Origin of the sequence: Kitasatospora dryopteridis, from assembly GCF_050749075.1 — a bacterium.
Classification (GTDB): Bacteria; Actinomycetota; Actinomycetes; order Streptomycetales; family Streptomycetaceae; genus Kitasatospora.
Genome location: NZ_CP192749.1, coordinates 4113054 through 4138572 on the forward strand (window position 1 = coordinate 4113054; position 25519 = coordinate 4138572).

Genomic DNA, 25519 nt, shown 5'->3' on the forward strand with positions numbered 1-25519 from the left:
GCCGGTCGCCGACCGGCAGCGGCCACCCGGCCGCGCACCGGCACGGAGACGATGACCGGGCGGCGGCGGCCGCCCGGGAGGGAACGGCGGGAGGACGAGGGTGAGTGGAGCCACGGGCGGTGCGGGAGGTGCCGCCGGCGGAGCGCAGGGCGCCGCGCAGGGCGGTGCGCCCTACGGTGGCGTGCCGCAGCCGCCGGCCGAGCACCCGGCCGCATCCACCTCGCTGATGCCCCCCGTCGCCTCGGCCGGACAGCCCGGTGTCGGCGGTACCGGCTTCGGCGCCGGCGGCACGCCGCCCGGCGCCCCGCCCGCGCCGGCGGGCCCGCCGTCCGCCGGCGGGTACTCCCAGCCGACCACCTACGCCAAGGGCCAGCCCACGCCGGCCCGCGGCACCCGGGTGCCGGGCGGCCAGTCCGGCTCCGCGGCCCGCCGCCCCGCGGCCCCCGGTGCCGGCACCGGCGCCGCCGGCGGCCGCGTCCGCAAGGCCCGCCTGCGGATCGCCAAGGCCGACCCGTGGTCGGTGATGAAGGTCAGCTTCCTGCTGTCGCTCGCCGTCGGCGTGATCATCATCGTCGCCACCGCGGTGCTGTGGATCGTCCTCAACATGCTCGGCGTCTTCGACTCGCTCGGCGGCACCCTGAAGGACGTCACCGGCTCGGACTCCTCCGGCGGCTTCGACCTGATGGAGTACATCGGCTTCGGCCGGGTGATGGTCTTCACCACCCTGATCTCCATCGTCGACGTGGTGCTGATGACGGCGCTGGCCACCCTCTCGGCGTTCATCTACAACACCGCCGCCGGCTTCACCGGCGGCATCGAGCTCACCCTCGCCGAGGAGGACTGAGCGCACCCCGCACGCTGACACCCGGTCAACTCCCGGGAACAGACGGGCCCCGACGGCTGTTGAAGCCGTCGGGGCCCGCTGGCATCCGGGTGACAGCCGCGGCCGCCCCGGCGCGCCGGACGGCCCTCCGGTGCCCGGCGGCGGTTGGCTGTGGCGGTGCCGGGGGCGCCCGGACTGTCCGGTATGGCTGCTCGGAGGTGTCTGATGGCCGAGATCGCGACGGAACTCGTCGACGCGGTGGAAGCACTGCTCGGCGCCCGTGTCCCGGTGCGCATCACGGCCTGGGACGGCAGCACCGCCGGCCCGCCCGGCGCCCCCGGCATCGTCCTGCGAAACCGCCGCGCCCTGCGCCGCCTGCTCTGGCAGCCCGGCGAGCTCGGCCTCGCCCGCGCCTACGTCTCCGGAGACCTCGGCGTCGCCCCGGACACCGACCTCTACGAGGTCCTCTCCGCCGTCGGCCGGTTCGGCGAGCGGCCCGACATCCACCACCCGGGCCTGCGCGACGCCTTCGGCCCCGCGGGCCGCCGCGCCCTGCACACGGCCCTGCGGGCGGGCGCCGTGGGCCTGCAGCCCGCTCCCCCGCCTGAGGAGGTCCGCACCGCCCGCGGGCGCGCGCACAGCCGCGGGCGGGACCGCGCCGCGATCAGCCACCACTACGACGTCGGGAACGACTTCTACCGCCTCGTCCTCGGCCCGACCATGGTGTACTCCTGCGCCTACTGGACACCCGGGGCGAAGAGCCTGGAGGCCGCCCAGGAGGCCAAGCTCGACCTCATCTGCCGCAAGCTCGGCCTGCGGCCCGGGATGCGGCTGCTCGACGTCGGCTGCGGCTGGGGCTCCCTGCTGATCCACGCGGCCCGCCACTACGGCGTGACCGCGGTCGGCGTCTCCATCTCCACCGAGCAGGTGGACCTCGCCCGCAGCCGGGTCGCCGAGGCCGGCCTGGCCGACCGGGTCGAGGTCCGCCTGCAGGACTACCGGGAGATCTCCGACGGGCCCTTCGACGCCGTTTCCAGCGTCGGCATGGCCGAGCACGTCGGGGCCGTCCAGTACCTCACCTACGCCCGCGGCCTGTACGGGCTGCTGGCCCCCGGCGGGCGGCTGCTCAACCACCAGATCTCCCGCCGCCCCGACCGCCCCGGCGAGCCGTACGTCCCCAGCCCCTTCATCGACCGGTACGTCTTCCCCGACGGCGAGCTCGCCCCGGTGGGCAGCACCGTCGGCCTGCTGGAGGAGGCCGGCTTCGAGGTGCGGGACGTCGAGTCGCTCCGCGAGCACTACGCGCTGACCCTGCGCGAGTGGGTGGCCAACCTCCAGGCGCACTGGTCCGTCGCCGCGGAGCTGGCCGGCCGCGGCCGCGCCCGGGTGTGGCGGCTGTACATGGCGGCCTCCGCGGTGGCCTTCGAGGAGAACCGCATCGGCATCAACCAGGTGCTCGCCGTCCGCACCACCGACGCCGGTGCCAGCGGCCTCCCGGCAACCCGCGACGAGTGGCTCGCACAGGCCCGCCGCAGCTCCGACCGGCTCCGTTCGGCGGAGCCCGCGGATACGGATTTGGGAGATCGGCCGTCGGTCCGCTAATCTTTCAGTGCGGCAAGGGGCTATAGCTCAGACGGTTAGAGCGCTTCCCTGATAAGGAAGAGGCCACAGGTTCAAGTCCTGTTAGCCCCACCTGCCAGAAGGGCCCGGATGATTCGTCATCCGGGCCCTTCTGTTTGGCCGTTGCGCCGGCGCAGCACGCCCAACGCCGCCTCAGTGAACGACCCGCCCCCGCCCGTGGAGCGGCAGCGATCCCGGAGGGGACTGCAGTGCTGAAGATCGCCGTGGCCGGCGCGGTGCTGGCCGGCTCGATGCTCACCGGATGCTCCGGGTCTGCCGAAGGCCGTACTGCGCCGCCCGCCGCCGGCAGCGGCCCGACGGCACAGGGAAGCCCCCGAGCGGCGACCGCCGCGGCGGTGTGTGCCTCACCGAAGCCCACCGTGAGCTGGATGGGCGGTTCCACCGGGGGACTCCCGGAAGACGTTCGCTGCCTGCCTCACGTCATGGACGGCGAGGTGCTCGTCGTACCGCCCGACGCCGAGGCGGCTCCGGTCGAGGGCCGGACCATGACCGTCCGGGTGACGGAAGGCACCACCCGCGACGAGGCGCTCGCACTCTGCCGTCGGCTCACCGAACTGGGATACGGCACCGGCGGCAGCCACGGCATGTCGATCCTCGCTGTCGGAGGCTTCGACGCCGGGCGCTACACGTCGATGCCGAACCGGCCGCCCTGCGAGCAGATCCAGTAGCTTCCGGGGCCTTCGCAGCCGGCGGGCGCGCGATCGACGCAGTTGTCCACAGGTGCCGCCCGGAGCTTGTGGACAACGGGCCGAAGATTGTCCACAGTCAGGCGAACGCCCAGGTCAGCTCGGGCTTCGTTCTGCAGTCTGACCCGAATGGCGGATGGCGCACGGCGCTCTGTCCGCGCCGTGCGGTGCTCGACATCGCGATGCTTCTGCTGAGGCCGGTGAGCGGCTCTCCGCCCGTGAGCGGCCGCGCAGGTGGGCCCGGGCCGCTGACCCTGGACCTTCCGTCCCGTGGCGGGCAGGCTTGTCCCCGCGGACGGAAGGAGGCCGGTGTGGCGATTTTCTGGGCGATGAGCCTGCCGGGGCTGGTCTGTGCGCTGGTCGTGCTGGCCCTGGTGGACCAGCTGGCCCTGCGGGCGCGCCGGGCGGGCCGGCTGCCGTGGCGCGGCTCCGGCCGCGAGGGCCAGGTCTCCGCAACCGGCTTCGAGCAGCTGCACGCGCAGTTCGCCGCGGGCAAGCACCACGAGCTGGAGCAGCGCACCACGACCCTGATGCTCAGGGACGAGGAGGGCGACGGCGCGCCGCCGCGCGGCGGCGTCGACCTGCAGCGCGGGACGGCCGTGCTGCCCGTCCGCCGCGCCTGATCGCACGGCCCGCCCGGGGTGCGGTGTCAACCGGGTACGGGGACGGCCGGGTTGGACGCGGTGGCGGCCCGCTCGGAAGCGGGTTACCGGTGTGTATCATCGGCCGCAGGGCGGTCTGTCGGCCCGACCGCTCGTAGGTGCTCGTACATCCGATCTGCAAGAAGGACGAGGTCCCGCGGTGAAGAAGCTTCTCCTGGTCGCCCTGGTCGCCCTCGGCGGCTTCTTTGTCTACCGTCAGGTCCAGGCGGACCGCGCCGAGCAGGACCTGTGGACCGAGGCCACCGACCCGGTCCCGGCCGGTCGCTGAGACTCCGGACGATCTTCGTCGGCCCTGTCCCGGCCTGCCGGGACGGGACCGGCCGGCGGCCCGCTCAAGATTTCCGTCGGGAGCGGGTACGCTAGTGCGCAGTGCACGGCTTCGTGTGCTGTTGCTGGGGCTTTAGCTCAGTTGGTAGAGCGCTGTCTTTGCATGGCAGATGTCAGGAGTTCGAATCTCCTAAGCTCCACACGCGGATCGGCCGCTGACCTGGGATCAGGTCGGCGGCCGATCGTCGTTTCCGGGCCCGTGCCGTCTGCCGTTGGTGTCGCCCGTCGGGGGAGCGCGCCCGGTCAGTGCGGCTTGCGCGGGTCGTGCGGCTTCGGCCGGTCGGCGTTCGGCTGGTCGGCGTTCGGCTGGCTCGACGGCGGGCCGGGCTTGGCGGCGTCGTCGTCGGGCTGCTGCTCGTGCGGGACGGAGCCGTTCACCGGGGCGTCGGACGCGGTCGGGGTCGTACTGCCGGGGGAGGTGTCCGCCTCGGCGGCCCCGGTGGTGGTGCCGTTCTGGGCGCCGTCCGCGTCGGCCGGCGGCTCGACCAGCCACTCGGGGTTGTTCTGCTTGCGCCACCACTGCCAGGCGAAGACCCCGGCGCCGATCGCGACGACGCCGGTCACCGCGAGGCCGGTCGTCCAGCCGCTGCGGTTCTCCTTCCTGATGTTCCTGGCCGCGAGCTCGCTGATCTCGGCCGCGGTGACGTGGCCCTGCAGGGCGGTGAGTGCCGCGGCCCCGCGCACCTGCGCCTCGTGGGCGGCCGGGACGACTGTGGCCATGGCGCCGGAGTACGCATCGCTGACCTTCGGCGCGAGGGTCGTCCTGGCCTGGTCGGCGGCCTTCGCCGCACTGATCTTGGCCGCCAGGGCGGCCTCCTGGGCGCGGTGGACGGCCTTCAGGGTGCTCTGCTGCGCACCGGGGGGCAGCGCGTAGAAGGCCTGCTCCAGCTGCGGTGCGACGTGCTTGGCGTACTGGATGCGGGCGGCCTGGGCCGCCTGGGTGGCGCCGGTGCGGGCCTGTGCACCGGCCGCCGCGGCCTTCGGCCCGAGCGCCTCGACGGCCGGGCCGAAGCGCTGCCTGGCCTCGTCCGCGTAGTGGAGGGCGGCGTCCTTGGCAGTGGCGGCGTAGACGGCGGCGGCCTCCTTGCTCCAGCCGGTGTTTTCGCGCGCTGAGTCCAGACGGGTCACGGGCTTCTCCTCTTCGGTGGCGTCCGGTATGCACATTTCCACCTCTTTCGAGATCATGCATCCCGTTATGCCGAGGGGCACGCCGGGCTGAGCCGTCCGCGGGGCCGTGGGATGATTCCGGTGTTGATCGAGACTGGAGAGAAGGAGGGCAACCGTGGCCCAGGAACTGACTGCCACCCTGAAGACGAACCACGGCGACATCGTGATCGCGCTCTTCCCGAACCACGCCCCGAAGACGGTGGCGAACTTCGTGGAGCTCGCCGAGGGCACCCGTGAGTGGGCGGACCCGAACACCGGCAAGAAGGAGGCGAAGCCGCTGTACGACGGCACCGTCTTCCACCGGGTGATCAGCGGGTTCATGATCCAGGGTGGAGACCCGCTCGGCAACGGCACCGGTGGCCCCGGTTACAAGTTCGCCGACGAGTTCCACCCGGACCTCGCGTTCACCAAGCCGTTCCTGCTCGCGATGGCCAACGCCGGCCCGGGCACCAACGGCTCGCAGTTCTTCATCACGGTCGAGCCGACCACCTGGCTGACCCGCAAGCACACCATCTTCGGCGAGGTCGCCGACGCGGCCAGCCAGGACGTCGTCAAGAAGATCGCCGCCGTGGCGACCGACCGCGACGACCGCCCGCTGCAGCCCGTCGTGATCGAGTCCGTGGAGATCACCCGGGGCTGACGCGCCCGCAGTAGCCTGGACGGTCCCGGTGGTGCCCCGCAGGGCGGCCGCCGGGACCTGTCGCGCGAGGAGGGAATCCCGGATGCTCCCGGACGAGCCCGTACGTCCCACGCCCGAGGGCACGGCGCAGCTGCCCGGCTGCTACCGGCATCCCGAGCGGGGGACCGGGGTGGCCTGCTCGCGCTGCGGCCGGCCGATCTGCCCGGACTGCATGGTGAGTGCCTCGGTGGGCTTCCAGTGCCCGGAGTGCGTGCGGGGCGGGGCGGCCGAGTCGCGGCCGGCCAGGACGCGGTTCGGCGGCCTGCCGACGGCGGACGGCGCGCTGGTCACCAAGGTGCTGATCGGGCTGAACCTGCTCGTCTTCCTGGTGACCGAGTACCTGAGCCCCGAGTGGGGCGTCCGGCTGGCGATGCTCAGCGGGACCAGCTTCGGGGGCGTCCCGGTGCGCTACGGCGTGGCGCAGGGGCCCGAGGAGTGGTACCGGCTGCTGAGCGCGGTCTTCGTGCACGCCGGGCCGTTCCACGTGCTGATGAACATGGTCTCGCTGTGGGTGCTGGGGCCGCAGCTGGAGCGGGTGCTGGGGCGGGCGCGCTATCTCGCGCTGTACCTGCTCTCCGGCCTGGCGGGCAACGCCTTCGCGTACGTGGTGACCGGGGGCAACGTCTTCTCGGTGGGCGCGTCCGGGGCGATCTTCGGTCTGCTGGGTGCGACGGCCGTGCTGTTCCGGGTGACCCGGACGCCGCTGGGGCCGGTGATCGCCCTGCTGGTGTTCAACCTGGTGATCACCTTCTCGGTGTCGGCGATCGACTGGCGGGCGCACGTCGGCGGGCTGATCGCGGGCGCGGTCACGGGCGCCGGGCTGATGTACGCGCCGAGGGCGCACCGCAATCTCGTCCAGGGGCTGACGGTGGCCGGCGTGCTGGCCGTGGTGGTGCTGCTGGTGGCCCTGCAGACGGCCAGTCTGGCGGCCTGAGGACGGCCTGGGGACGGCCGGGTGCAGGCGGGTTGTCCACAGCGCGCGCAGCGTTGTGCACAGCGGGTGCAGGTGCCGGGCCGCGGACACCGCGTCTACGCGCGTCTTACTGGTGGAATTGCCGGTCGCGCGGAATGCGCAGGGGCGTGTGGACGGAATCCACGAGCAGGTTATCCACAGGCTGGGGTGAGTTTTCCCCAGTGTGGATAACCGTGTGGATAAACGTACGATCGGCCGTCGGCGGGGCAGCGAAACGCCGCCCCGGACCGAGCCGGGGCGGCGATGGCAGGATCGCGGCTGCCGGGGCCGCTACTTCCACTGCGTGGAGACGCCGAATCCCGCCGCGATGAAGCCGAAGCCGACCAGGATGTTCCAGTTGCCCCAGCTGCTGATCGGCCAGTCGCCGCTCGTCACGTAGTAGGTGACGATCCACACCAGTCCGATCAGGAACATCGCCAGCATCAGTGGGGCGACCCAGCCGCGGCCGGAGCTGATCTTCACGGCGGTGGTGGCCGGCGGCGTGTAGTCGGCCTTCTTCCGGACTCGGGACTTCGGCACGAGTGGCTCTCCTGTCGATGCGCTGTGACCGCGCGGTGTGCAGCGGAGCGGGGCGGCTGTGGGGGCCGGTCCGTACGTGAGACGTGCTCCGCACATGCCACCGGCGTCCGTTAGCGTAGTGGTTCGCCGGGTCTGAAGGAGATAAGGGTACGGTGCCTAATTCCATGATTCCCCCTTCTCCGGCAGTTCGCCGCCCTTCGCGCATCCGAATTGTCGGCCGTGCCCTGACCTGCGCCGTTTTTGCGCTGGCCGGGCTGCTCTTCTACATCAGCGCCCGGACCGCCCAGGGCACCGACCTGCGCACCGACGACTCCCTGCTGCGGCTCAGCGACGTCATACAGGAGCGCAGCACCCAGAACCAGGAGATCCAGGCGCAGATCGGCGAGCTGCACGACCGGGTGGACGGGCTGGCCGGCGTCCAGAGCCAGAACCCCTCCGACACCGCCATGCTCGGCAGCCTGGAGCGCAGCGCCGGCCTCGAACCGCTGCGCGGCCCCGGCCTCACCGTCACCCTCAACGACGCCCCGCAGAACGCCACCGCCCGCATCCCCGGGGTGCCCGAGCCCGGCGTCAACGACCTGGTCATCCACCAGCAGGACATCCAGGCCGTGGTCAACGCCCTCTGGCGCGGCGGTGCCGAGGGCATCCAGGTCATGGACCAGCGGCTGATCGCCACCAGTGCGGTGCGCTGCGTCGGCAACACCCTGCTGCTCCAGGGCCGCGTCTACTCCCCGCCGTACGTCGTCAAGGCGGTCGGGAAGACGGACGCCCTCCGCTCGGCGCTGAACGCCGACCCGACCATCGAGAACTACCTGCAGTACGTCGCCGCGTACGGCCTCGGTTGGAAGGTCCAGGAGAGCAACGACCTCACCGTCCCCGGCTACCAGGGCTCGGTGGATCTCGGCCCGGCCGACAGCCGTTAGAGGGGGAGGAGGGCGATCGGCGGCGTGCCCCGACGGCACGGCGTCTACGCTTGACCCGACCCGAACCCGAGGAGCTCGATGTACGGCTGGATCTGGCGCCACCTGCCGGGGCCCACCCCGGTCCGCGCGATCATCTCGCTGCTGCTCGTCGTCGGGGCGGTCTACGTCCTGTTCCAGTACGTCTTCCCGTGGGCCGAACCGCTGCTGCCCTTCGGTGACGTCACGGTGGAGGACGGCGGCGCCGGCTGACCGCCCGCCACTCCCCGTCCCAGCCCGATCCGCACCCGGACCCCTCCAGGAGAAGCCCCGCATGAGCTCGGCCGGCTCGCCCCGCATCCTCGTGGTCGACAACTACGACAGTTTCGTCTTCAACCTCGTCCAGTACCTCTACCAGCTGGGTGCCACCTGCGAGGTGGTGCGCAACGACGAGGTGACCGTCGAGCACGCCGTGCGCCGCGCCGGCGACACGGGCTTCGACGGGGTGCTGCTCTCCCCCGGCCCGGGCACCCCGGAGGAGGCCGGCGTCTGCGTCGACATGGTGCACCACTGCGCGTCGATCGGCCTGCCGGTGTTCGGCGTGTGCCTCGGCCTGCAGTCGATCGCCGTGGCGTACGGCGCCGTCGTCGGCCGGGCTCCGGAGCTGCTGCACGGCAAGACCTCGCTGGTCGAGCACGAGGACGGCGGCGTCTTCCAGGGGCTGCCCTCGCCGCTGACCGCCACCCGCTACCACTCGCTGGCCGTCGAGCCGGGCACCGTGCCGGACGGTCTGGTGGTGACCGCGCGCACCGAGAGCGGTGTCATCATGGGCCTGCGCCACCGGGAGCTGCCGGTCGAGGGCGTGCAGTTCCACCCGGAGTCGGTGCTCACCGAGGGAGGCCACCGGATGCTCGCCAACTGGCTCGCCGAGTGCGGGTTCCCGGAGGCCGTCGGGCGCTCCCGCGGGCTCGCCCCGGTGATCGGCCGGAGCTGACCGGGTGACCGCCGTACGCCCGGAGGGGGGCGCGCAGCCGGGCCGGGGGGCCGACGAGTGGGGCGTGTACGAGCCCGTCGCCCCCGAGGCCGCCCAGAGCGCCGCACAGGATGCCGGGCAGGGCGCCTGGCCGCTCGACGACCGGACGATGCAGCTGCGGACGGTGCCCGAGCCCGCCGCCCCGCTGCCCCGCCCGGGGACGGCACCCGGTGCCGAGCCGCAGGGCCGCGCCGAGCGCCGCCGGGCGGCTGCCGGGCTGGGCGCCCCGGGCACCGGCAGGCGCCGGGCCTCCGGCCGCCAGGCCGCGCCCAAGGTGCGGCCCCAGGAGAAGAAGCGGGTCGTGGTCGCCCGGGCCGTCGGCGAACTCTTCATCACGCTGGGCCTGGTGATGCTGCTCTTCGTCGCCTACCAGCTGTGGTGGACCAACGTGCAGGCCGACGCCTCGGCCAACGCCGCGGGGGACCGGCTGGAGCAGCAGTGGAACAGCGCCCCGCAGCCGACCGCGCCCGCCACCCCCGGTGCCCCGCCTGCCGGGCAGTTCGAGCCCGGCAGGGGCTTCGCGCTGCTGTACATCCCCAAACTGGGCCTCAAGTACCCGATCGCCGAGGGCACCCAGAAGCAGCAGGTGCTCGACAAGGGCCTGGTCGGCCACTACACGGGCACCGGGATGCCGGGGGACAAGGCAGGCAACTTCGCGGTCGCGGCGCACCGCACGACGCACGGTCAGCCGTTCCGGAAGATCGGCCAGTTGGCGCCCGGTGACAAGATCGTGGTGGAGACCTCCACCGCCTTCTACACCTACGAGGTCGCGGGCGGCATCCCGGAGACGCCGCCGACCAACGTGTCGGTCATTCAGCCGGTGCCCAAGGGCTCGCCGTTCACCCAACCGGGTCGTTACATCACGCTGACCACGTGTACACCCGAGTTCAGCGCCCGTGGACGCCTGATCGTGTTCGGGAAGATGCTCGAGGAACGGCCGAGGAGCCAGGGCAAGCCCGCCGCGCTCACCGGCTAGTCCCGCACTCCCGGGAGGCCCGCCGTGAGCCCTGTCGCCGTCAGCAAGCGGATCGCGGCGGTGGCCGGGGCCGCGGGCGAGCTGATGATCACACTCGGCGTGGTGGTAGCGCTCTTCGCGGCCTGGTCGCTCTGGTGGACGGACGTGCTCGCGGACCGGGCGGCGGCGCAGGCCGGCGCCCGGTTGCGGGCCGACTGGAGCGCTGCCCCGCCCGACCGGGGCCGGGTGGAGGGCGCCGGTGCCGGGGCCGTCGGCTTCCTGCACGTCCCCGCCCTGGGCCGCGGCAACGAGGTGCTGATCAGGTCCGGCACCGGCCCCGAGGTCCTCGACACCGGAGTGGCGGGCCTGTACGAGGCGCCGTACCGCTCGGCGATGCCCTGGGACGCGGAGGGCAACGTCACCCTGGCCGCCCACCGGGACGGGCACGGCGCGCGGTTCCACGACCTGGACCGGCTCGGCCCCGGCGACCCGGTGGTCGTCGAGACCGACGACCACTGGTACGTCTACCGGGTCGACGGCGTTCTGCCGGAGACCTCCCCCGAGAACACCGGGGTGATCGCCCCCGTCCCCGAGGGGTCGCCGTACGGGAGCCCCGGCCGCTACATCACCCTGACCACCTGCACGCCCGCCTACACCTCGCTGTACCGGCTGGTGGTGTGGGGGAGCCTGGTGCGGGTCGATCCGGTGGACGCCCGGCGCACCCCGCCGCCCGAACTCGCCTGAGCAGTGCCGGGGCTCCTCCCGGCCCCGGGAACGCCGGAGGGGCCGCGCGGTGCGCGGCCCCTCCGGTGCGTTCGGTCGTCAGTTGCCCGGAGGCGTGTCACCCGGCTTGGTGGTCAGGCGGATGGTCGCGCCCGGCTCGACCGGAGTGCCGGACGGCGGGTCGCTGGTCAGCACGATGGCGTTGTCGTCCTGCGGGCCGAAGACGACCTGCGGCTGGAGGCCCTTCTGGGTCAGCAGCGCGAAGGCCTGCTTGTAGGTCTTGCCCTGCAGGATCGGCACCGTGGGCTTGTCCGCGAGCTTGCCGACCGTGATGGTGACCGTGGCGCCCTTCTTCAGCTGGCCGCTCTTGGGGCTCTGGTCCAGGACGAGGTCCACCTGGGCCGGGTCGGTCACCGCCTGGGTGTTGACCTTGACCTGCAGGTTGGCGTCGGTGATCGCCTGGTTGGCCGCGTCCTTGGTCTGGCCGACCACGCTCGGCACCGCGACCTTGCCGGCGCCGCCGGAGATGGTCAGGGTGATCTGGGTGCCGGCCGCGGCCTTGCCCTTCGGGTCGTACGAGATGACCTTGTCCTGGGCGACCGAGTCGTCGTTCTTGATCTCGGTCTTGACCGTGAAGCCCTTGCCCTGCAGCGTCGTGGTCGCCGCGTCAACCGACTGGCCGGTGACGTCCGGGATGTCCGTCTCCACGGGGCCGGAGGACAGGTGCACCTTGATCGGGGTGCTCACGTCGATCTGGGAGTTGGCGACCGGCTCCTGGGTGCAGACCTGATCCTTCTGGATCTTCGCGTCCGGGCAGGCGATCGGGTCGCCGGCCTGCACCAGCAGCTTGTCGTTCTGCGCCTTGGCCTTGGTCTGCGCGTCGGTGAGGCTCAGACCGACCAGGTTCGGTGCGGTCGTCTTGCCGCCGCCACCACCGCTGTTCAGCATCGCCTGCACGACGAAGAACGCACCGACCAGGACCAGCACCGCCGCGACGGCCAGCACGATCCAGGAGGTGTTGCTCTTCTTCTGCTGGCTCTGCCGGCGGCTGCTGCGCCCGTAGCCGTCCTCGTCGTCGTAGCCTCCGCCCTGGCCGCCGCCGTAGCCGTCGTCGTGCGCCTGGGGCGGGTAGCCGTAGCCGGACTGCGGGGAGTTGACCGGCGGGAGCATGGTGGTCGGGCCGGCCGCCCCCTGCTGCGGCAGCAGGTTGGTCTGGCCGTACGGGTCGTACTGCGGGGCGCCGCCCTGGTCGTAGCCGTAGCCGGCGCCGCCCATGCCGTACGCGGCGGCCTGCTGGGCCGCGGCCACCGGGAGGCCGTCGAGGAAGCGCTCGATGTCGTCGCGCATCTCGTCGGCGCTCTGGTACCGGTAGTCGCGCTCCTTGGCGAGGGCCTTGAGCACGATTGCGTCGACCTCGGGGCGGACCTCGGGGTCGAAGGCGGACGGCGGCTGCGCCTCCTCCCGGACGTGCTGGTACGCCACCGCCACCGGCGAGTCGCCGACGAACGGCGGACGCACGGTCAGCAGCTCGTAGAGCAGGCAGCCGGTGGAGTACAGGTCGGAGCGGGCGTCGACGGTCTCGCCCTTGGCCTGCTCGGGGGAGAGGTACTGGGCGGTGCCGATGACGGCCGAGGTCTGGGTCATCGTCATGCCGGCGTCGCCCATGGCCCGGGCGATGCCGAAGTCCATGACCTTGACGTTGCCCTGCCGGGTCAGCATGACGTTGGCGGGCTTGATGTCGCGGTGGACGATGCCCGCGCGGTGCGAGTACTCCAGCGCCTGCAGGATGCCGATGGTCATCTCCAGCGCGCGCTCCGGCAGGAGGCGGCGGCCGGAGTGCAGCAGCTCGCGGAGGGTCGAGCCCTCGACGTACTCCATCACGATGTACGGGATGGAGATGTTGTCGATGTAGTCCTCGCCGGTGTCGTACACGGCGACGATGGCGGGGTGGTTCAGCGAGGCCGCGGACTGGGCCTCGCGGCGGAAGCGCGCCTGGAACGAGGGGTCGCGGGCCATGTCCGCGCGGAGGGTCTTCACGGCGACCGTGCGGCCGAGCCGGGTGTCATGGGCCAGGTAGACCTCGGCCATGCCGCCGCGTCCGAGGACGCCGCCGAGCTCGTACCTGCCGCCGAGGCGACGAGGCTCTTCCATAGTTCCGACCCTCTCCCTCACCGGCCGGTGAGGATGTGACGTAGGTGTCCCCGCACGCACTGTTGGACGCTTGCCGCCGCCCCAGCGGTTCTGTGGCGCCGACACCGCGGCCGGAGCCGCGGCTTGGCAGTGGGTAGACCCGCTGCTGGCGGATACGCTACCGGGCGAACCCGCGGCAACCCGAACAGCCTGCCAGCTGAGACCAGACCGGTATGCATCGGAACGGTCCCACTGTGACGATTCCCTCAGGTCGGTGCCCGGCCCCCCGTGCTACTTGCCCTGGACCACCGCCTGCATGATGCTCTTCGCGATCGGCGCGGCGATCGAACCGCCGCTGATCTCGCTGCGGTCGTCGCTGCCGTTCTCGACCACGACCGCCACCGCGACCTGCTTGCCGTCGGCGCCCTTCGCGTAGGACATGAACCACGCGAACGGCAGGCCGCTGTTGTCCTGGCCGTGCTGCGCGGTACCGGTCTTGCCGCCGACCGTGACCCCGTCGATCTTCGCCTTGGTGCCGGTGCCGTTCTGCACCACCGACTCCATCAGCTGCTGGAGCTTCTGCGCCGTGCCGGCCGAGACCGCCTGGCTCATCACCTTCTCGGAGTGCTTGGAGACCACCGCGAGGGTGCTGGAGCGCTCCTGGTCGACCAGGTACGGCTCCATCAGGGTGCCGTTGTTGGCGATCGCCGCGGCGACCATGGCCATCTGCAGCGGGGTGGCCCGGGTGTCGTGCTGGCCGATGGCGTCCATCGCGGTGCCGTCGGGGGAGGAGTTCGTCGGGAAGACGCTGGTGGTGGCCCGGATCGGGACCTCCACCTTAGAGTTGTTGAAGCCGAACTTCTCCGCCTGCGCGCGCAGCTTCTGCCCGGTCAGCTCCGCGCCGATCTTGCCGAAGACGGTGTTGCAGGAGTAGTCCATCGCGGTCAGCAGGGTGGCGTTCTCGCAGGGCTCGGTCTTGCTGGCGTTCTTCAGCTCGATCTTGGTGCCCGGCAGGAGGTACGGGTTCGGGGTGTCGGTCTTGTCCTCGGGCTTCTGGAACTTCCCGTCCTCGAACGCGGCGGCCGCGGTGACCAGCTTGAAGGTCGAACCCGGGGGGTACGTCTCGCGCAGCGCCCGGTTCAGCATCGGCTTGTTCGGGTCGGCGTTGAGGTCGGTCCAGGCCTTGGCGTCCGCCGCCGAGCTGCCGGAGAAGGTGCCCGGGTCGTAGGACGGGGTGGAGACCAGCGCCAGGATCGCGCCGGTGCGCGGGTCGATCGCGACCGCCGCGCCCTTCTTGTTGCCGAGCCCCTCGAACGCCGCCTTCTGGGCCTTGGCGTCGATCGTGGTGACGACGTCGCCGCCCTTCTTGTCGTCACCGGTCAGCATGTCGAGGGTGTTGCGGAAGAACAGCCGCGAGTCGGTGCCGGCCAGGATGCCGTCCTCCAGCGACTCCAGCTGGCTCGTCCCGAAGGACTGCGAGGAGTAGCCGGTGACCGGGGCGTACATCGCGCCGTCGACCCAGCTGCGCTTGTACTTGTAGCGCAGGCCGTTGACGAAGTCGGAGTTGGTGACCGGCTGGCCGCCCACGATGATGTTGCCGCGCGGGTAGGCGTAGCGGTCGTACTTGTTCCGGTCGTTGTTCTTGTTGGTGGCCCAGGCGTGCGCCTGGACGCCCTGCACCCAGTTGGTCCGCACCATCAGGGCGAGGATCAGGATCAGGCAGAAGACCGCGACCCGGCGGATGGGCTTGTTCACGTGTCGATCCCTTTCAGGCCGCAGCCGGGGCGGTGGCCGGCTCCGGGTCGGCGGCCGGGCGGCGCGCACTGTCGCTGATCTTGAGCAGGATGGCGATCAGGCCCCAGTTCGCCACCACCGAGGAACCGCCCTGGGCGAGGAAGGGCATCGTCATACCGGTCAGCGGGATGAGGCCGGTCACACCGCCGGCGACCACGAACACCTGCAGCGCGAAGGCGGAGGACAGGCCCACCGCCAGCAGCTTGCCGAAGGGGTCGCGGGCGGCGACCGCGGTGCGCAGGCCGCGCTGCACGATCAGGCCGTACAGCAGGAAGATCGCCATCATGCCGGTGAGGCCGAGCTCCTCACCGAACGAGCCGAGGATGAAGTCGCTCTTCGCGGCGAACTGGATCAGCCAGGACCGGCCCTGGCCGAGGCCGGTGCCGGTGACGCCGCCGGAGCCGAAGGCCATCAGGGTCTGGCCGATCTGCTCGGAGGTGCCGGGCGGCGGCGGGTCGGCGAAGGCCGCCATCGGGTCGAGCCAGGAGTTGATGCGGGTCTGCACGTGCGACTCGACGGAGGCGACCACGGCCGCGCCGCCGAAGGACATCACCAGGCCGAAGACGATCCAGCTGGTGCGCTCGGTGGCGACGTACAGCATCACCACGAACAGGCCGAAGAACAGGAACGAGGAGCCGAGGTCGGTCTCGAACACCAGGATGAGGATCGACAGCAGCCAGACCACGATGATCGGGCCGAGGTCGCGCCCGCGCGGCAGGTACAGGCCCATGAAGCGGCGGCTGGCCAGCGCCAGGGCGTCCCGCTTGACCATCAGGTAGCCGGCGAAGAACACCGTCAGGATGATCTTGGCGAACTCGCCGGGCTGGATCGAGAAGCTGCCGATGTGGATCCAGATCTTGGCGCCGAAGTCGCCCGCCCGGGCCGGGAAGAACGCCGGCGCGGCGAGCAGCACCAGGGCCACCGCCATCGAGATGTACGTGTACCGCTGCAGGATGCGGTGGTCCTTCAGCAGCACCATGACGCCGATGAAGAACGCGATGCCCAGGCCCGACCACATCAGCTGGTTCGCGGCCGCCGGGAAGTTGTTGGACAGCAGCTTGCCGGCCTTGTCCAGCCGCCAGATCATCACCAGGCCGAGCCCGTTGAGCAGGGTCGCCAGCGGCAGCAGCAGCGGGTCCGCGTACGGCGCGAAGCGGCGCATCAGCACGTGCGCGACCAGCGCCAGGGTGCCCATGCCGAGGCCGTACGCCAGCATGCCGGCCGGCAGCGAGCCGTCCATGGCGAGGCCCACGTTGGCGTAGGCGAACATCGGCAGCACCACCGCGAAGCCGAGCATGGCGAGCTCGGTGTTGCGGCGGTTCGGCGCGTTCTGCGGGGTGATCGTGGTGTTGCCCCGCCGCAGGCCGCGGCGCTCGGTGGCGTTGTTGCTCAGGTCAAAGGTGCTCACGTGTAGGCCGCTCCCCGACGGCTGAGGCCCCTGGCGGGCTTGGTGCTAGGGGGTCGTCGGGCAGGAGCTTGCCAGCTGCTTCTCCTGCTCGGTCAGTTCGGGTGTGGTGCCGGGATTGCCGGTGCTCAGGGTGTCGGTGCTCGGGCTGGGGCTCGGGCTCGCCCCGGGGGCGGCGGTCTCGGACTTGAACCCGGCCGTGGTCAGCGCGGTGCCGGACACGGACGGGGAGGCGGACGGACTGGGGCTCGGGCTCGCCCCGGGCTGCGGAGTGCCGCCCTCGGCGGGCTTGGCGCCCTGCGCGACCTTCTTGCAGACCGCCGCCTGGGTTCCCAGGGTACGGACCTGCTCGCGCGCGTCCGCCAGGCTCTTGGCCTGGATGGTCTTCGTCACCTGCGTCCGCTGGTAGGTCGGCAGGAACTTGAGTTCGATGTCGGCGTGCGGCTCGTACACCGAGGACAGGCTCAGGCCGGCCAGCGACTGGTTCAGCCCGCGGTAGACCGCCACCCCGTCGCCGTCCGCGCCGACGTAGTACTGGTCCTGCGTCCACCGCCAGCCCACGTACCCGCCGCCGCCCAGCAGGCCGAGGACCGCCAGCACCGCCAGCGAGACCTTCAGCTTCCTGCCCTTGCGGCGGCGCCGGGACGGCCGCTCCTCGTCGTACCCGTCGTACGGCTGCGCCTCCGCGCCGTAGCCCTGCTGTGCGCCGTACTCGTCGTCGTAGCCCTCGGCCGGGCCGAAGCCGGCCGGGTCGTAGCCGTTGGCCGGACCGAAGGCGCCCTGCGGCGCCTGCGGGCGGCCGAGGCCCGCCGCACGGCCCGCCGGGGTGTTCAGCAGGTTGTGGTCGCCGTGGTGCGGCTGCGCCTCGGCGACCGCGCCGACCACCACGGGGATGTCCGCGAGCCGGCCGCTGAGCGTGTCGGTGGCGCCCACGTCGATGACGTCCGCCACGATGCAGGTGATGTTGTCCGGGCCGCCGCCGCGCAGCGCCAGCTGGATCAGCTCCTGGACGGTCTGCTCCGGGGCGTAGTAGCTCCCGAGCGTGTCCTCCAGGGTCTGGTGGCTGACGGGGCCGGACAGGCCGTCCGAGCAGATCAGGTAGCGGTCGCCGGCCCGCACCTCGCGGATCGAGAGGTCCGGCTCGACCTGGCCGCGGCCGTCGAGTGCCCGCATCAGCAGCGAGCGCTGGGGGTGGGTCTCCGCCTCCTCGGGCGTGATCCGGCCCTCGTCGACCAGCCGCTGGACCCACGTGTGGTCCTGGGTGATCTGGGTCAGCGAGCCGTCCCGCAGCAGGTACGCCCGGGAGTCGCCGATGTGCACCAGGCCCATCCGCTGGCCCGTCCACAGCATCGCGGTCAGGGTGCAGCCCATGCCCTCGAGCTGCGGGTCCTCCTCGACCATCTGCCGCAGCCGGTCGTTGGCGCCCTGCACGGCGTCTCCGAGCAGGGTCAGCAGGTCGGCGCCGGGAATGTCCTCGTCCAGCCGGACGATCGAACCGAGCACCTCCGAGGACGCGACCTCGCCGGCCGCCGCACCGCCCATGCCGTCGGCGACGGCGAGCAGCCGCGGACCGGCGTAGCCGGAGTCCTCGTTCCCCTCCCGGATCAGGCCCTTGTGGGAGCCGGCGGCGAAGCGCAGCACCAGGCTCATGCGGTCGCCGCCCCCTTCCGGGCCCGAGCGGTGGCGACCATGCCGCGGGCGCGCACGGCAGCGGCAGCGCGGAGGCCGCGCTCCCGGCTGGTCTTGGACGGGGTGGTGTCCCTCATGCGCCGCTACTTCCGCAGTTCGATGACGGTCCGGCCGATACGGATCGGCATTCCGGGCTGGAGCGGCATCGGTGCAGTGAGCCGCTGCCGGTCCAGATAGGTGCCGTTGGTGGAGCCTAGATCCTCGACCGTCCACTGCCCAGTCTGATCCGGGAAGATCCTGGCATGGCGGGACGAGGCGTAGTCGTCGTCCAGCACGATCGTGGAGTCGTGCGCCCGGCCCAGGGTGATCGTCTGCCCCTGCAGGGCGACGGTGGTGCCGGCGAGCGAGCCCTGCACGACCACCAGGTGGGTGGGCGCACCGCGGCGCTGGCGCGGCTGCGGCGGGGCGCCGGCCCCGCCCTGCTGGGGGGGACGGCCGGTGGACGCGGCGGCGGTCGGGGCGGTGCGCCGCGACGTGCGCGGGTTCACCTTCGTCCCGAACAGGTCGCTGCGGATGACCTGGACCGCGACGATGACAAACAGCCACAGCACGGCGAGGAAGCCCAGCCGCATGACCGTCAGGGTCAGTTCTGACATGAGTGGCCCGCTCTACCCTTCGACCTGTCGGTAGACGATGGTGGTGGACCCGAGGACGATTCGGGAGCCGTCGCGGAGCGTAGCGCGCTGGGTGTGCTGCCCGTCCACCACGATGCCGTTGGTCGACCCGAGGTCGAGCACCATCGCCGGCGTCCCCGGCCGGATCTCCGCGTGCTTGCGGGAGACGCCGGGGTCGTCGATCCGGATGTCCGCCTCGGTCGAGCGGCCGAGCACGCACGCGTTGCCCGTGATCTGGTGCCGGGTGCCGTTGACCTCCACCCAGCGGCGGGTGTTCGCACCACTGTGGCCGGCACCCGGGAAGGGGCGGACGTTGCCGCCGACCGCGGGCGGGCCCTGCGGAACCGGCGGGGGCGAGGCGGGCGGCGGCGGCGCACCGTACGGCGCCGCGCCCTGCTGCTGCCACGGTGCGCCGGGCGCCGGCGGGGTCGGACGCCGCTCGTAACCGCCAGGGGCGGCCGGCGGCTGCGGCTGCGCGGGCTCCTCGCCGGCGAGGGTGCGGCTGCGCACCCGGTACAGGCCGGTGTCCAGCTCGTCGGCCTTCTCCAGCGACACCTGGAGCGGGCCCATGAAGCTGTAGCGCTGCGCCTCGGCGTACTCGCGGACCATGTTGGCGAGCTCGTTGCCGAGCTGGCCCGCGTACGGGCTGAGCCGCTCGTAGTCGTGCGGGCTGAGCTCGACGATGAAGTCGTTCGGGACGACCGTGCGGTCGCGGTTCCAGATGGTGGCGTTGTTGTCGCACTCGCGCTGCAGCGCGCCGGCGATCTCCACCGGTTGGACCTCGGACTTGAACACCTTGGCGAAGGTGCCGTTCACGAGACCCTCGAGCCGCTGCTCGAACTTCTTCAGGACTCCCACGGGGCACCCCCTTCCAGGGCGTCGGCCGGGCCGCGCTCGCGGGCCGGGTTGCGGTTTTCCGTACTGATCGTATCCACGTCGGGCCCATCCGTACGGTTCCCCGGGAACGTGGTCCCGGGGCGTGAGACCGGGCACACCCCCCGCCACCTGCCCGGCGGGTGCCGGATCGGGCGGTGGCCCGGCGCGGACGCCGCCGCGGAACGGGCCGCGCGGCAAGCGGGGGGTACCCGCACGAGCCCCTCCTCATCCCTCGGTCACCCGTTCGTCCGCCCCGCAGGGGAGCGGCTGCACGGGTGGCGGGGAAACGGATTCGGAGGTAGCCCGCAGGCCGTGCTAATGTTTTCCACGTCGGAAGGGGCGCCCGAGAGGGAGCCGGACGGAAGACCCGGAGAGATACGGTAAGGTTCTCGACAGGTCGGAAGAGCGGCAAGCATCTTACGACAGCACCCATGCGCGGGTGGCGGAATAGGCAGACGCGCTGGATTCAGGTTCCAGTGCCCGAAAGGGCGTGGGGGTTCAACTCCCCCCTCGCGCACAGCGAAGCCCCGCAGATCTTCGGATCTGCGGGGCTTTTTCGTTGCCCGGCGCCGTTGTGCTGTGAGGCGGTGCCGCGCCCTCACCGGAGCAATGCCGACCGCTCGGGGGGATGCCGGGGCGGATTTGGGGGGAGTTCGGGCGAATTCCGGGATGTCGGCGTTCCGACAATGTCTCTGCCTGATAACAGCAGGTGCCCCCGAACGGTTCGTGTCGGCGCCGACTGGTAGAACATGCAGCGGAATTTCCGTCCGACAGTTCGATTGAAATGTCCGTTTGGCGCCGATGATGCCAACTCGGGCGTCTCCACGGGGGGTTGTACGTGGGGGTTCAGCCGGAAGACCGCTGCTGACGCGGCGCGCCGGCCTCTTGTCTTTCGATCGTGGAAACGACGTTCTGTCCGGAATTCCGCTCATATCCGCTGCATTGTCATCCCAAGGAGAACGCGGATGCTCGACCCATCGGGTCCGACCAGGACGCGAATGCGGGCGGCAGGACGTGCGACCACCCTTGCCGTCGCCACGGCCGCCCTGGTCACGGGAGCGGGCCTGCCCGTTCTCGCGACCGCCAACGCGGAGCCGGCCGCGGCCAAGCGCATCGGCTCCGCCCCCGTCGCGCCGAAGGGTGCCGTGAAGACGGCGGCACCGGCCGACGGCACCGAGCTCGACCTCAGCATCACCCTGCAGCCGAAGGACCAGACCGCGCTGACCACGTTCGTCAACGCCGTCTCCACCCCCGGCTCCCCGCTGTACAAGCACTACCTGGGCACCGGCGAGTTCGGTAAGCGCTTCGGCGCGGACCTGAACACCGTGGCGAGCGTCCGTGCGGCGCTCACGGCGGCCGGCCTCGAGCCCGGCGAGGTCGAGGCCGACGGCCTGACCATTCCGGTCAAGGCGACCGTTGCCGAGGCGAAGAAGGCGTTCAGCACCGACTTCGCCGGCTACCGGCTGACCGACGGCTCGTCCGCGATCGCCAACACCCAGGCCCCCGCCTTCCGCGGTGACCTGGCCCCGCGGATCGCGTCGATCACCGGCCTCAGCAACACGGTCAAGGCGGCTCCGCGCAGCGTCATGAAGTCGGCGCCGAAGGCCGCCAACACCCCGGCACCGACCGGGATGTCGGCCCGGAACATCAACGTCCACCCCCAGCTCTGCTCCTACTGGCGCGACGTCGCCACCTACTGGGGCGACAGCGAGGGAAGCCAGTACTACACCCCGCCGTCCCTGGCGAACGCGTACGACATGGACAACATGGCGGACGGTGCTTCCGGCGCGACGGTGGCGATCCTGGCGCTGGAGAACTACTCCACCTCCGCCGTCAACAACTGGCAGAGCTGCAACGGCACCAAGTCCGCGGTCAGCAACATCCGCGTCGTGGGCCAGAACGGGACGCCGCCGAACGGCAGCAACGAGGGCTGGGAGACGGCACTCGACATCGAGATGGTCGCCGGCCTCGCCCCCGGCTCCAACATCCTCGTCTACCAGGGCACGACCGACGAGGCCGGCGTGCTGGCGACCTACCGCCAGATCGTCAGCGACAACCGCGCCCCCGTCGTCTCCGTCAGCTGGGGCCGCTGCGACCTCGCGGGCTCCGACGCCGCCCTCAACCTGGTGCTGAAGCAGGCGGCCGCACAGGGCCAGTCGGTGGTCGCCGCCTCCGGCGACTCCGGTTCCACCGGCTGCTACTACGGCGACCCGTCGGACCCGTACGCCAAGACGATGTCCACCGACAACCCGGCCTCGCTGCCGTACGCGACGGGCGTCGGCGGCACCTCCCACACCGGCCTGAGCAAGTTCCCCGCGCAGAGCGTGTGGAACAGCTACGGCGGTGCCACCGGCGGCGGCGTCTCCAAGTACTGGAAGCTCGACGACGCGGTCAACCCGGCGGGCTCGATCGAGGGCCCCGGCTACAGCGCCGCCGTCTGCGGTGCTTCCGCAGGCCAGCACTGCCGCCAGGTGCCGGACGTGGCCGCCCTCGCCGACCCGGGCACCGGCTACTTCGTGCTCGGCGGCTACAACGCCAAGGGCCAGGCCCTGTACAGCATTTCGGGCGGCACCAGCGCCGCGGCCCCGCTGTGGGCGGCCATCATCGCCACGGCGAACGCCTCCAAGGAGTGCGCCGCCAACGGCCCGGTCGGCTTCCTGAACCCGGCCCTGTACAAGCTGGCCGGCAACAGCGCGGTCTTCACGGACGTGACCTCGGGCAGCAACGCCCTGGCGGCCGCCGGCTACTACGGCGGCAACTACAGCGCCGGCTACGGCTACGACCTGACGACCGGCCTCGGCTCCCCCAAGGGCCGCGGCATCATCCAGGCGCTCTGCCAGCAGCTGCCCTCGCAGCCGGCCGGCACCTACACCAGCGTCCAGCCGAAGCGACTGCTGGACACCGGTGCGCCGGGCGTCGCCTCCCGCACCGCCACCTCGCTGCAGGTGGCCGGCGCCGCCGGCAGCGGCGTGCCGTCCGGTGTCACTTCGGTGGTGCTGAACGTCACCGTGGCGAACACCAACGGTCCGGGCTACCTGACCGCGTGGCCGACCGGCAAGACGATGCCGCTCTCCTCCAACCTCAACTGGATGCAGGGCAGCGTCGCCGTCCCGAACCTGGTCACCGTGCCGGTGGGCACCGACGGCAAGGTCAGCCTGTTCAACGGCAGCTGGACCGGCTCCGCCCGCATGGTCGTCGACCTGATGGGCTACTACACCCCGGACAACGCCGGTGCGACGTTCAAGCCGCTGGCGCCGACCCGTCTGTTCGACACCCGCTACACGGGTGACGCGAACGTGGCGCAGGCCCCGCTGGGCGGCAAGCAGAAGATCGACGTGAAGGTCGCCGGCGGCGTCAGCGCCAAGGGTGCCCCGCTCGGCGTGCCGGAGACCGGCGTCACCGCGGTCGTGCTCAACACCACCGTGACCGGCGGCCAGGGCAACGGCTGGATGGCGGTCTACCCGACCGACCCGGCCTTCGTGGCGAAGTCGTCCAACCTGAACTGGACCAACGGCCAGACCGTGCCGAACCTGGTCGTCGTGCCGGTCGGCGCCGACGGCAAGGTGACCTTCTACAACGGCATGGACGGCGCGGTGAACGTGCTCGCCGACGTCTTCGGCTACTTCACCTCGGACGCCTCCGGCAGCAAGTTCCACGTCGCCGGCCCGAAGCGCATGGTGGACACCCGTACCGGCAAGGGCGCCGCCGCACCCGGCAAGATCGGCGACGGCAACGTGCTGCGCCTCGACCTGAACGACAACGGTGTGCTGTCCGGTGCGACCTCGGTCGTGCTGAACATCACGGTGACCAACACCCAGTGGGGCGGCTACCTGAACGCCTGGCCGGGCGGCACCGCGCGGCCTGCCTCGTCCAACCTCAACTGGACCGCGGGCAGCCAGACCATCGCCAACTCGGTGATCGTTCCGGTCAACAACGGCACGGTCGACATCGCCACCAACAGCCCGGCCGACGTCATCGTCGACCTGATGGGCTACTACAGCGCGAACTGATCCCCGATCGGTTCGGCAGGCACCGGGCGGCGTCCTCCCCTCGCGGGGAGGGCGCCGCCCTCGCGTGTGCCCGGGCTCAGTCCGCCGTCGCCGGGAGGGCGGCGCGGACGGTGAAGCCGCCGTCCGCGGTGGGGCCGGCGACCAGGGTGCCGCCGAGCAGCTGGGCGCGCTCGCGAAGACCCACCAGGCCGTGCCCGCCGCCCGGCAGGACGGGCAGCTCCGAGGCGCCGTCCGGCGGCGCGGCGTTGTGCACCTCGACCAGCAGCCGGGAGCCGCCGCCCACCACGCGGACGGTCACCGCGGCGCCCGGCGCGTACTTGGTGATGTTGGTCAGGGCCTCCTGGACCGTCCGGTAGGCGGCCCTCTCCACCGCCTCCGGCCACTGCCGACCGTCGGTGGGGAGGTCGCTGGTGACCGCGAGCCCGCTGCCGCCGATCAGCCGCGGCAGGTCGGCGAGGCGCGGCTGGGGGGCGAGCGGCTCGTCGTGCTGGACCCCGGCGGCGCGCAGCACGCCGACCATCTGCCGGAGCTCCTGCAGGGTGCGGACGGCGAGCTCGCGGATGGTCGAGGCGGTGTCCTTCGCGGCCGGGTCGCCGGTGGAGACCTGCAGTGCCCCGGCCTGGATGGAGATCAGGCTGACCTGGTGGGAGACCACGTCGTGCATCTCCCGGGCGAGCCGGGCCCGCTCGGTGGCCAGCACCCGCTCGGCGAGCAGCCGGCTCTCGCGCTGCTGCCCGCGGGTCAGCTCGTCCAGCCGGTCGGCGAGTTCCCGGCGGGTGCGGGCGAGCAGGCCGAGTGCGGCGGGGCCGGCCGCGAGCATCACGCACTGGATGGCGTAGAGCGCGTTGTCCCGGTCGAGCGCGAGCGGGTGGTCGGAGAGAGGCCAGTGGAAGAACTCGACGAGGGCGAAGGCGGTGGCGCAGACTGCGGTGACCCGCAGCGCGGCCCGCTGGGCGGCGACCGAGTAGACCGCGGTCATCGGTGCGATCCAGATGTAGTTGACGAACGCCCCGGGCAGGGTCAGCAGCAGCACCGTCACCGGGAAGCGGCGGCGCAGCAGCAGGGCGAGCGCGGCGAGCACCGACAGCGCGGCCTCCCACCAGCGCGCGCCCTTGGAGACCAGCGCGGCGTCCAGCAGGGAGACCAGCACCGGCAGCAGCAGCATCAGCCAGGTCGCGGTGCACCAGGCCGGGAGTGCTCTCGGGCCGGTCATGCGCCGGGGTTGCCCTGGCTGCGGACGAGGCCGGCGCGGTGCGCGACGACGGCGGCCTGGACGCGGTTGGCCGCGCCGAGCTTGGCGAGGATGGCGCTGATGTGGTCCTTGACGGTGCCGGTGCCCAGGTAGAGGCGGTCGGCGATCTCGGCGTTGGACAGGCCCTCGCCGAGCAGCGCGAGGACGTCGAGCTCGCGGCTGGTGAGCTGGCGGGCGAGCGCGGCGGCGTCCGCGTCGGGGCCGCCGCCCTCGACGTAGCCGCTGATCACGGTGCGGGCGACGGTCGGCGAGAGCATGCTGCCGCCGGCGGCGAGCACCCGCACCGCGTGCACCAGCTGCTCGGGCGCGGTGTCCTTGAGCAGGAAGCCGGCGGCGCCGGCGCGCAGGGCGGTGCCGATGTACTCGTCGGTGTCGAAGGTGGTGAGCATGGCGACGGCCGGCGGGTCGGGCAGGGCGCGCAGCCTGCGCAGCACGCTGATGCCGTCCAGGTCGGGCATCCGGATGTCGAGCAGGACGACCTGCGGCCGCAGGTCGACGGTCTGCTGCTCGGCCTGGCCGCCGGAGCAGCCGCCGACCACCTCCAGGTCCGGGGCCGATCCGACGATCAGGCCGAGGCCCGATCGGACGAGGACCTCGTCGTCCACGATCAGGACGCGGATCGGTGGCATGGCTCTCCTCGGGCGTGCGCGGCTCTCTTCGAG

At 72.0% G+C, this 25519-nt stretch carries 23 protein-coding genes and 3 tRNA genes; 16 read left to right on the top strand and 10 right to left on the bottom strand.

The window, feature by feature from the left end; translation table 11 throughout:
- The first annotated feature begins 100 nt into the window (after window positions 1–100).
- From ACQ614_RS18765 to ACQ614_RS18795, 7 genes are all read left to right on the top strand, one after another.
- Window positions 101–844: a DUF3566 domain-containing protein gene (locus ACQ614_RS18765; RefSeq protein WP_431679685.1), complete on the top strand. Its 744-nt coding sequence runs from the start codon at window positions 101–103 to the stop codon at window positions 842–844.
- A gap of 204 nt (window positions 845–1048) precedes the next feature.
- Complete coding sequence (locus ACQ614_RS18770) at window positions 1049–2425, top strand: class I SAM-dependent methyltransferase (RefSeq protein WP_431679686.1); 1377 nt, start codon at window positions 1049–1051, stop codon at window positions 2423–2425.
- 16 nt (window positions 2426–2441) lie between these two features.
- Window positions 2442–2515: transfer RNA gene (locus tag ACQ614_RS18775), tRNA-Ile, on the top strand.
- A 371-nt stretch (window positions 2516–2886) separates the two neighbouring features.
- Window positions 2887–3132 carry a hypothetical protein gene (locus tag ACQ614_RS18780; protein WP_431679687.1) on the top strand — a complete coding sequence of 82 codons (246 nt, stop codon included), beginning with the start codon at window positions 2887–2889 and terminating at the stop codon, window positions 3130–3132.
- 347 nt (window positions 3133–3479) lie between these two features.
- Window positions 3480–3773, top strand: a complete 294-nt coding sequence (locus ACQ614_RS18785; RefSeq protein ID WP_431683960.1) for a DUF6191 domain-containing protein — start codon at window positions 3480–3482, stop codon at window positions 3771–3773.
- Between the two features lie 178 nt (window positions 3774–3951).
- Window positions 3952–4080: a DLW-39 family protein gene (locus ACQ614_RS18790; RefSeq protein WP_014137031.1), complete on the top strand. Its 129-nt coding sequence runs from the start codon at window positions 3952–3954 to the stop codon at window positions 4078–4080.
- Between the two features lie 126 nt (window positions 4081–4206).
- A tRNA-Ala gene (locus ACQ614_RS18795) sits at window positions 4207–4279 on the top strand.
- A 103-nt stretch (window positions 4280–4382) separates the two neighbouring features.
- Here the strand turns inward: ACQ614_RS18795 and ACQ614_RS18800 are convergent.
- The gene (locus ACQ614_RS18800) at window positions 4383–5267 is read right to left on the bottom strand and encodes a DUF5324 family protein (RefSeq protein WP_431679688.1); all 885 of its coding nucleotides are present in this window, start codon (window positions 5265–5267) and stop codon (window positions 4383–4385) included.
- Between the two features lie 154 nt (window positions 5268–5421).
- Here ACQ614_RS18800 and ACQ614_RS18805 point away from each other — a divergent pair, with 154 nt between their 5' ends.
- Together ACQ614_RS18805 and ACQ614_RS18810 are read left to right on the top strand one after the other, a co-directional pair.
- Window positions 5422–5946 carry a peptidylprolyl isomerase gene (locus ACQ614_RS18805; protein ID WP_431679689.1) on the top strand — a complete coding sequence of 175 codons (525 nt, stop codon included), beginning with the start codon at window positions 5422–5424 and terminating at the stop codon, window positions 5944–5946.
- A gap of 82 nt (window positions 5947–6028) precedes the next feature.
- Window positions 6029–6919 (top strand): rhomboid family intramembrane serine protease, encoded by an 891-nt coding sequence (locus ACQ614_RS18810; RefSeq protein WP_431679690.1) that lies wholly within the window; start codon window positions 6029–6031, stop codon window positions 6917–6919.
- Between the two features lie 309 nt (window positions 6920–7228).
- Here the strand turns inward: ACQ614_RS18810 and crgA are convergent, their stop codons facing one another.
- Window positions 7229–7477: a cell division protein CrgA gene (gene crgA / locus ACQ614_RS18815; RefSeq protein WP_363496472.1), complete on the bottom strand. Its 249-nt coding sequence runs from the start codon at window positions 7475–7477 to the stop codon at window positions 7229–7231.
- A 164-nt stretch (window positions 7478–7641) separates the two neighbouring features.
- Here crgA and ACQ614_RS18820 point away from each other — a divergent pair, with 164 nt between their 5' ends.
- From ACQ614_RS18820 to ACQ614_RS18840, 5 genes are all read left to right on the top strand, one after another.
- Window positions 7642–8400, top strand: a complete 759-nt coding sequence (locus ACQ614_RS18820) for a DUF881 domain-containing protein (protein WP_431679691.1) — start codon at window positions 7642–7644, stop codon at window positions 8398–8400.
- Between the two features lie 78 nt (window positions 8401–8478).
- Window positions 8479–8649: a hypothetical protein gene (locus tag ACQ614_RS18825; protein ID WP_363496469.1), complete on the top strand. Its 171-nt coding sequence runs from the start codon at window positions 8479–8481 to the stop codon at window positions 8647–8649.
- A gap of 61 nt (window positions 8650–8710) precedes the next feature.
- Window positions 8711–9370: an aminodeoxychorismate/anthranilate synthase component II gene (locus ACQ614_RS18830; RefSeq protein WP_431679692.1), complete on the top strand. Its 660-nt coding sequence runs from the start codon at window positions 8711–8713 to the stop codon at window positions 9368–9370.
- 4 nt (window positions 9371–9374) lie between these two features.
- Entirely contained in the window at window positions 9375–10385 is a 1011-nt protein-coding gene (locus tag ACQ614_RS18835) for a class E sortase (RefSeq protein WP_431679693.1), read from the top strand.
- 24 nt (window positions 10386–10409) lie between these two features.
- Window positions 10410–11108 carry a class E sortase gene (locus tag ACQ614_RS18840; protein ID WP_431679694.1) on the top strand — a complete coding sequence of 233 codons (699 nt, stop codon included), beginning with the start codon at window positions 10410–10412 and terminating at the stop codon, window positions 11106–11108.
- A gap of 78 nt (window positions 11109–11186) precedes the next feature.
- Here ACQ614_RS18840 and pknB read toward each other — a convergent pair whose 3' ends face one another.
- From pknB to ACQ614_RS18870, 6 genes are all read right to left on the bottom strand, one after another.
- Window positions 11187–13238 (bottom strand): Stk1 family PASTA domain-containing Ser/Thr kinase, encoded by a 2052-nt coding sequence (gene pknB / locus ACQ614_RS18845; RefSeq protein ID WP_431679695.1) that lies wholly within the window; start codon window positions 13236–13238, stop codon window positions 11187–11189.
- A gap of 270 nt (window positions 13239–13508) precedes the next feature.
- Window positions 13509–14972, bottom strand: coding sequence for a peptidoglycan D,D-transpeptidase FtsI family protein (locus tag ACQ614_RS18850; protein ID WP_431679696.1), 1464 nt, complete (start codon window positions 14970–14972; stop codon window positions 13509–13511).
- 13 nt (window positions 14973–14985) lie between these two features.
- A complete protein-coding gene (locus ACQ614_RS18855) occupies window positions 14986–16419 on the bottom strand; it encodes an FtsW/RodA/SpoVE family cell cycle protein (RefSeq protein ID WP_431679697.1) in 1434 nt (477 codons plus the stop codon).
- 45 nt (window positions 16420–16464) lie between these two features.
- Window positions 16465–18066 (bottom strand): PP2C family protein-serine/threonine phosphatase, encoded by a 1602-nt coding sequence (locus tag ACQ614_RS18860; protein WP_363494590.1) that lies wholly within the window; start codon window positions 18064–18066, stop codon window positions 16465–16467.
- Between the two features lie 122 nt (window positions 18067–18188).
- Entirely contained in the window at window positions 18189–18701 is a 513-nt protein-coding gene (locus tag ACQ614_RS18865) for an FHA domain-containing protein FhaB/FipA (RefSeq protein ID WP_363494592.1), read from the bottom strand.
- Between the two features lie 12 nt (window positions 18702–18713).
- On the bottom strand, window positions 18714–19577 hold the full coding sequence (locus tag ACQ614_RS18870) for an FhaA domain-containing protein (RefSeq protein WP_431679698.1): 864 nt from the start codon (window positions 19575–19577) through the stop codon (window positions 18714–18716).
- A 451-nt stretch (window positions 19578–20028) separates the two neighbouring features.
- Between ACQ614_RS18870 and ACQ614_RS18875 the strand changes: the two genes are divergently transcribed.
- Together ACQ614_RS18875 and ACQ614_RS18880 are read left to right on the top strand one after the other, a co-directional pair.
- Window positions 20029–20112, top strand: a tRNA-Leu gene (locus tag ACQ614_RS18875).
- 448 nt (window positions 20113–20560) lie between these two features.
- Entirely contained in the window at window positions 20561–23605 is a 3045-nt protein-coding gene (locus tag ACQ614_RS18880) for a S53 family peptidase (RefSeq protein WP_431679699.1), read from the top strand.
- 76 nt (window positions 23606–23681) lie between these two features.
- Here ACQ614_RS18880 and ACQ614_RS18885 read toward each other — a convergent pair whose 3' ends face one another.
- Both ACQ614_RS18885 and ACQ614_RS18890 read right to left on the bottom strand, forming a co-directional pair.
- A complete protein-coding gene (locus ACQ614_RS18885; RefSeq protein WP_431679700.1) occupies window positions 23682–24818 on the bottom strand; it encodes a sensor histidine kinase in 1137 nt (378 codons plus the stop codon).
- Entirely contained in the window at window positions 24815–25486 is a 672-nt protein-coding gene (locus ACQ614_RS18890; RefSeq protein WP_431679701.1) for a response regulator, read from the bottom strand. Before ACQ614_RS18890 ends, ACQ614_RS18885 begins: the two co-directional genes overlap by 4 nt.
- Window positions 25487–25519: the final 33 nt, after the last annotated feature.

What these genes read in the sequence shown, in the direction of transcription:
- ACQ614_RS18770 (WP_431679686.1), top strand. Translation starts at nt 1,049, where the DNA reads ATGGCCGAGATCGCGACGGAACTCGTCGACGCGGTGGAAGCACTGCTC.
- ACQ614_RS18780 (WP_431679687.1), top strand. Translation starts at nt 2,887, where the DNA reads ATGGACGGCGAGGTGCTCGTCGTACCGCCCGACGCCGAGGCGGCTCCG.
- ACQ614_RS18785 (WP_431683960.1), top strand. Translation starts at nt 3,480, where the DNA reads ATGAGCCTGCCGGGGCTGGTCTGTGCGCTGGTCGTGCTGGCCCTGGTG.
- ACQ614_RS18810 (WP_431679690.1), top strand. Translation starts at nt 6,029, where the DNA reads ATGCTCCCGGACGAGCCCGTACGTCCCACGCCCGAGGGCACGGCGCAG.
- ACQ614_RS18820 (WP_431679691.1), top strand. Translation starts at nt 7,642, where the DNA reads ATGATTCCCCCTTCTCCGGCAGTTCGCCGCCCTTCGCGCATCCGAATT.
- ACQ614_RS18825 (WP_363496469.1), top strand. Translation starts at nt 8,479, where the DNA reads ATGTACGGCTGGATCTGGCGCCACCTGCCGGGGCCCACCCCGGTCCGC.
- ACQ614_RS18830 (WP_431679692.1), top strand. Translation starts at nt 8,711, where the DNA reads ATGAGCTCGGCCGGCTCGCCCCGCATCCTCGTGGTCGACAACTACGAC.
- pknB (WP_431679695.1), bottom strand. Translation starts at nt 13,238, where the DNA reads ATGGAAGAGCCTCGTCGCCTCGGCGGCAGGTACGAGCTCGGCGGCGTC.
- ACQ614_RS18860 (WP_363494590.1), bottom strand. Translation starts at nt 18,066, where the DNA reads ATGAGCCTGGTGCTGCGCTTCGCCGCCGGCTCCCACAAGGGCCTGATC.
- ACQ614_RS18865 (WP_363494592.1), bottom strand. Translation starts at nt 18,701, where the DNA reads ATGTCAGAACTGACCCTGACGGTCATGCGGCTGGGCTTCCTCGCCGTG.
- ACQ614_RS18880 (WP_431679699.1), top strand. Translation starts at nt 20,561, where the DNA reads ATGCTCGACCCATCGGGTCCGACCAGGACGCGAATGCGGGCGGCAGGA.
- ACQ614_RS18885 (WP_431679700.1), bottom strand. Translation starts at nt 24,818, where the DNA reads ATGACCGGCCCGAGAGCACTCCCGGCCTGGTGCACCGCGACCTGGCTG.
- ACQ614_RS18890 (WP_431679701.1), bottom strand. Translation starts at nt 25,486, where the DNA reads ATGCCACCGATCCGCGTCCTGATCGTGGACGACGAGGTCCTCGTCCGA.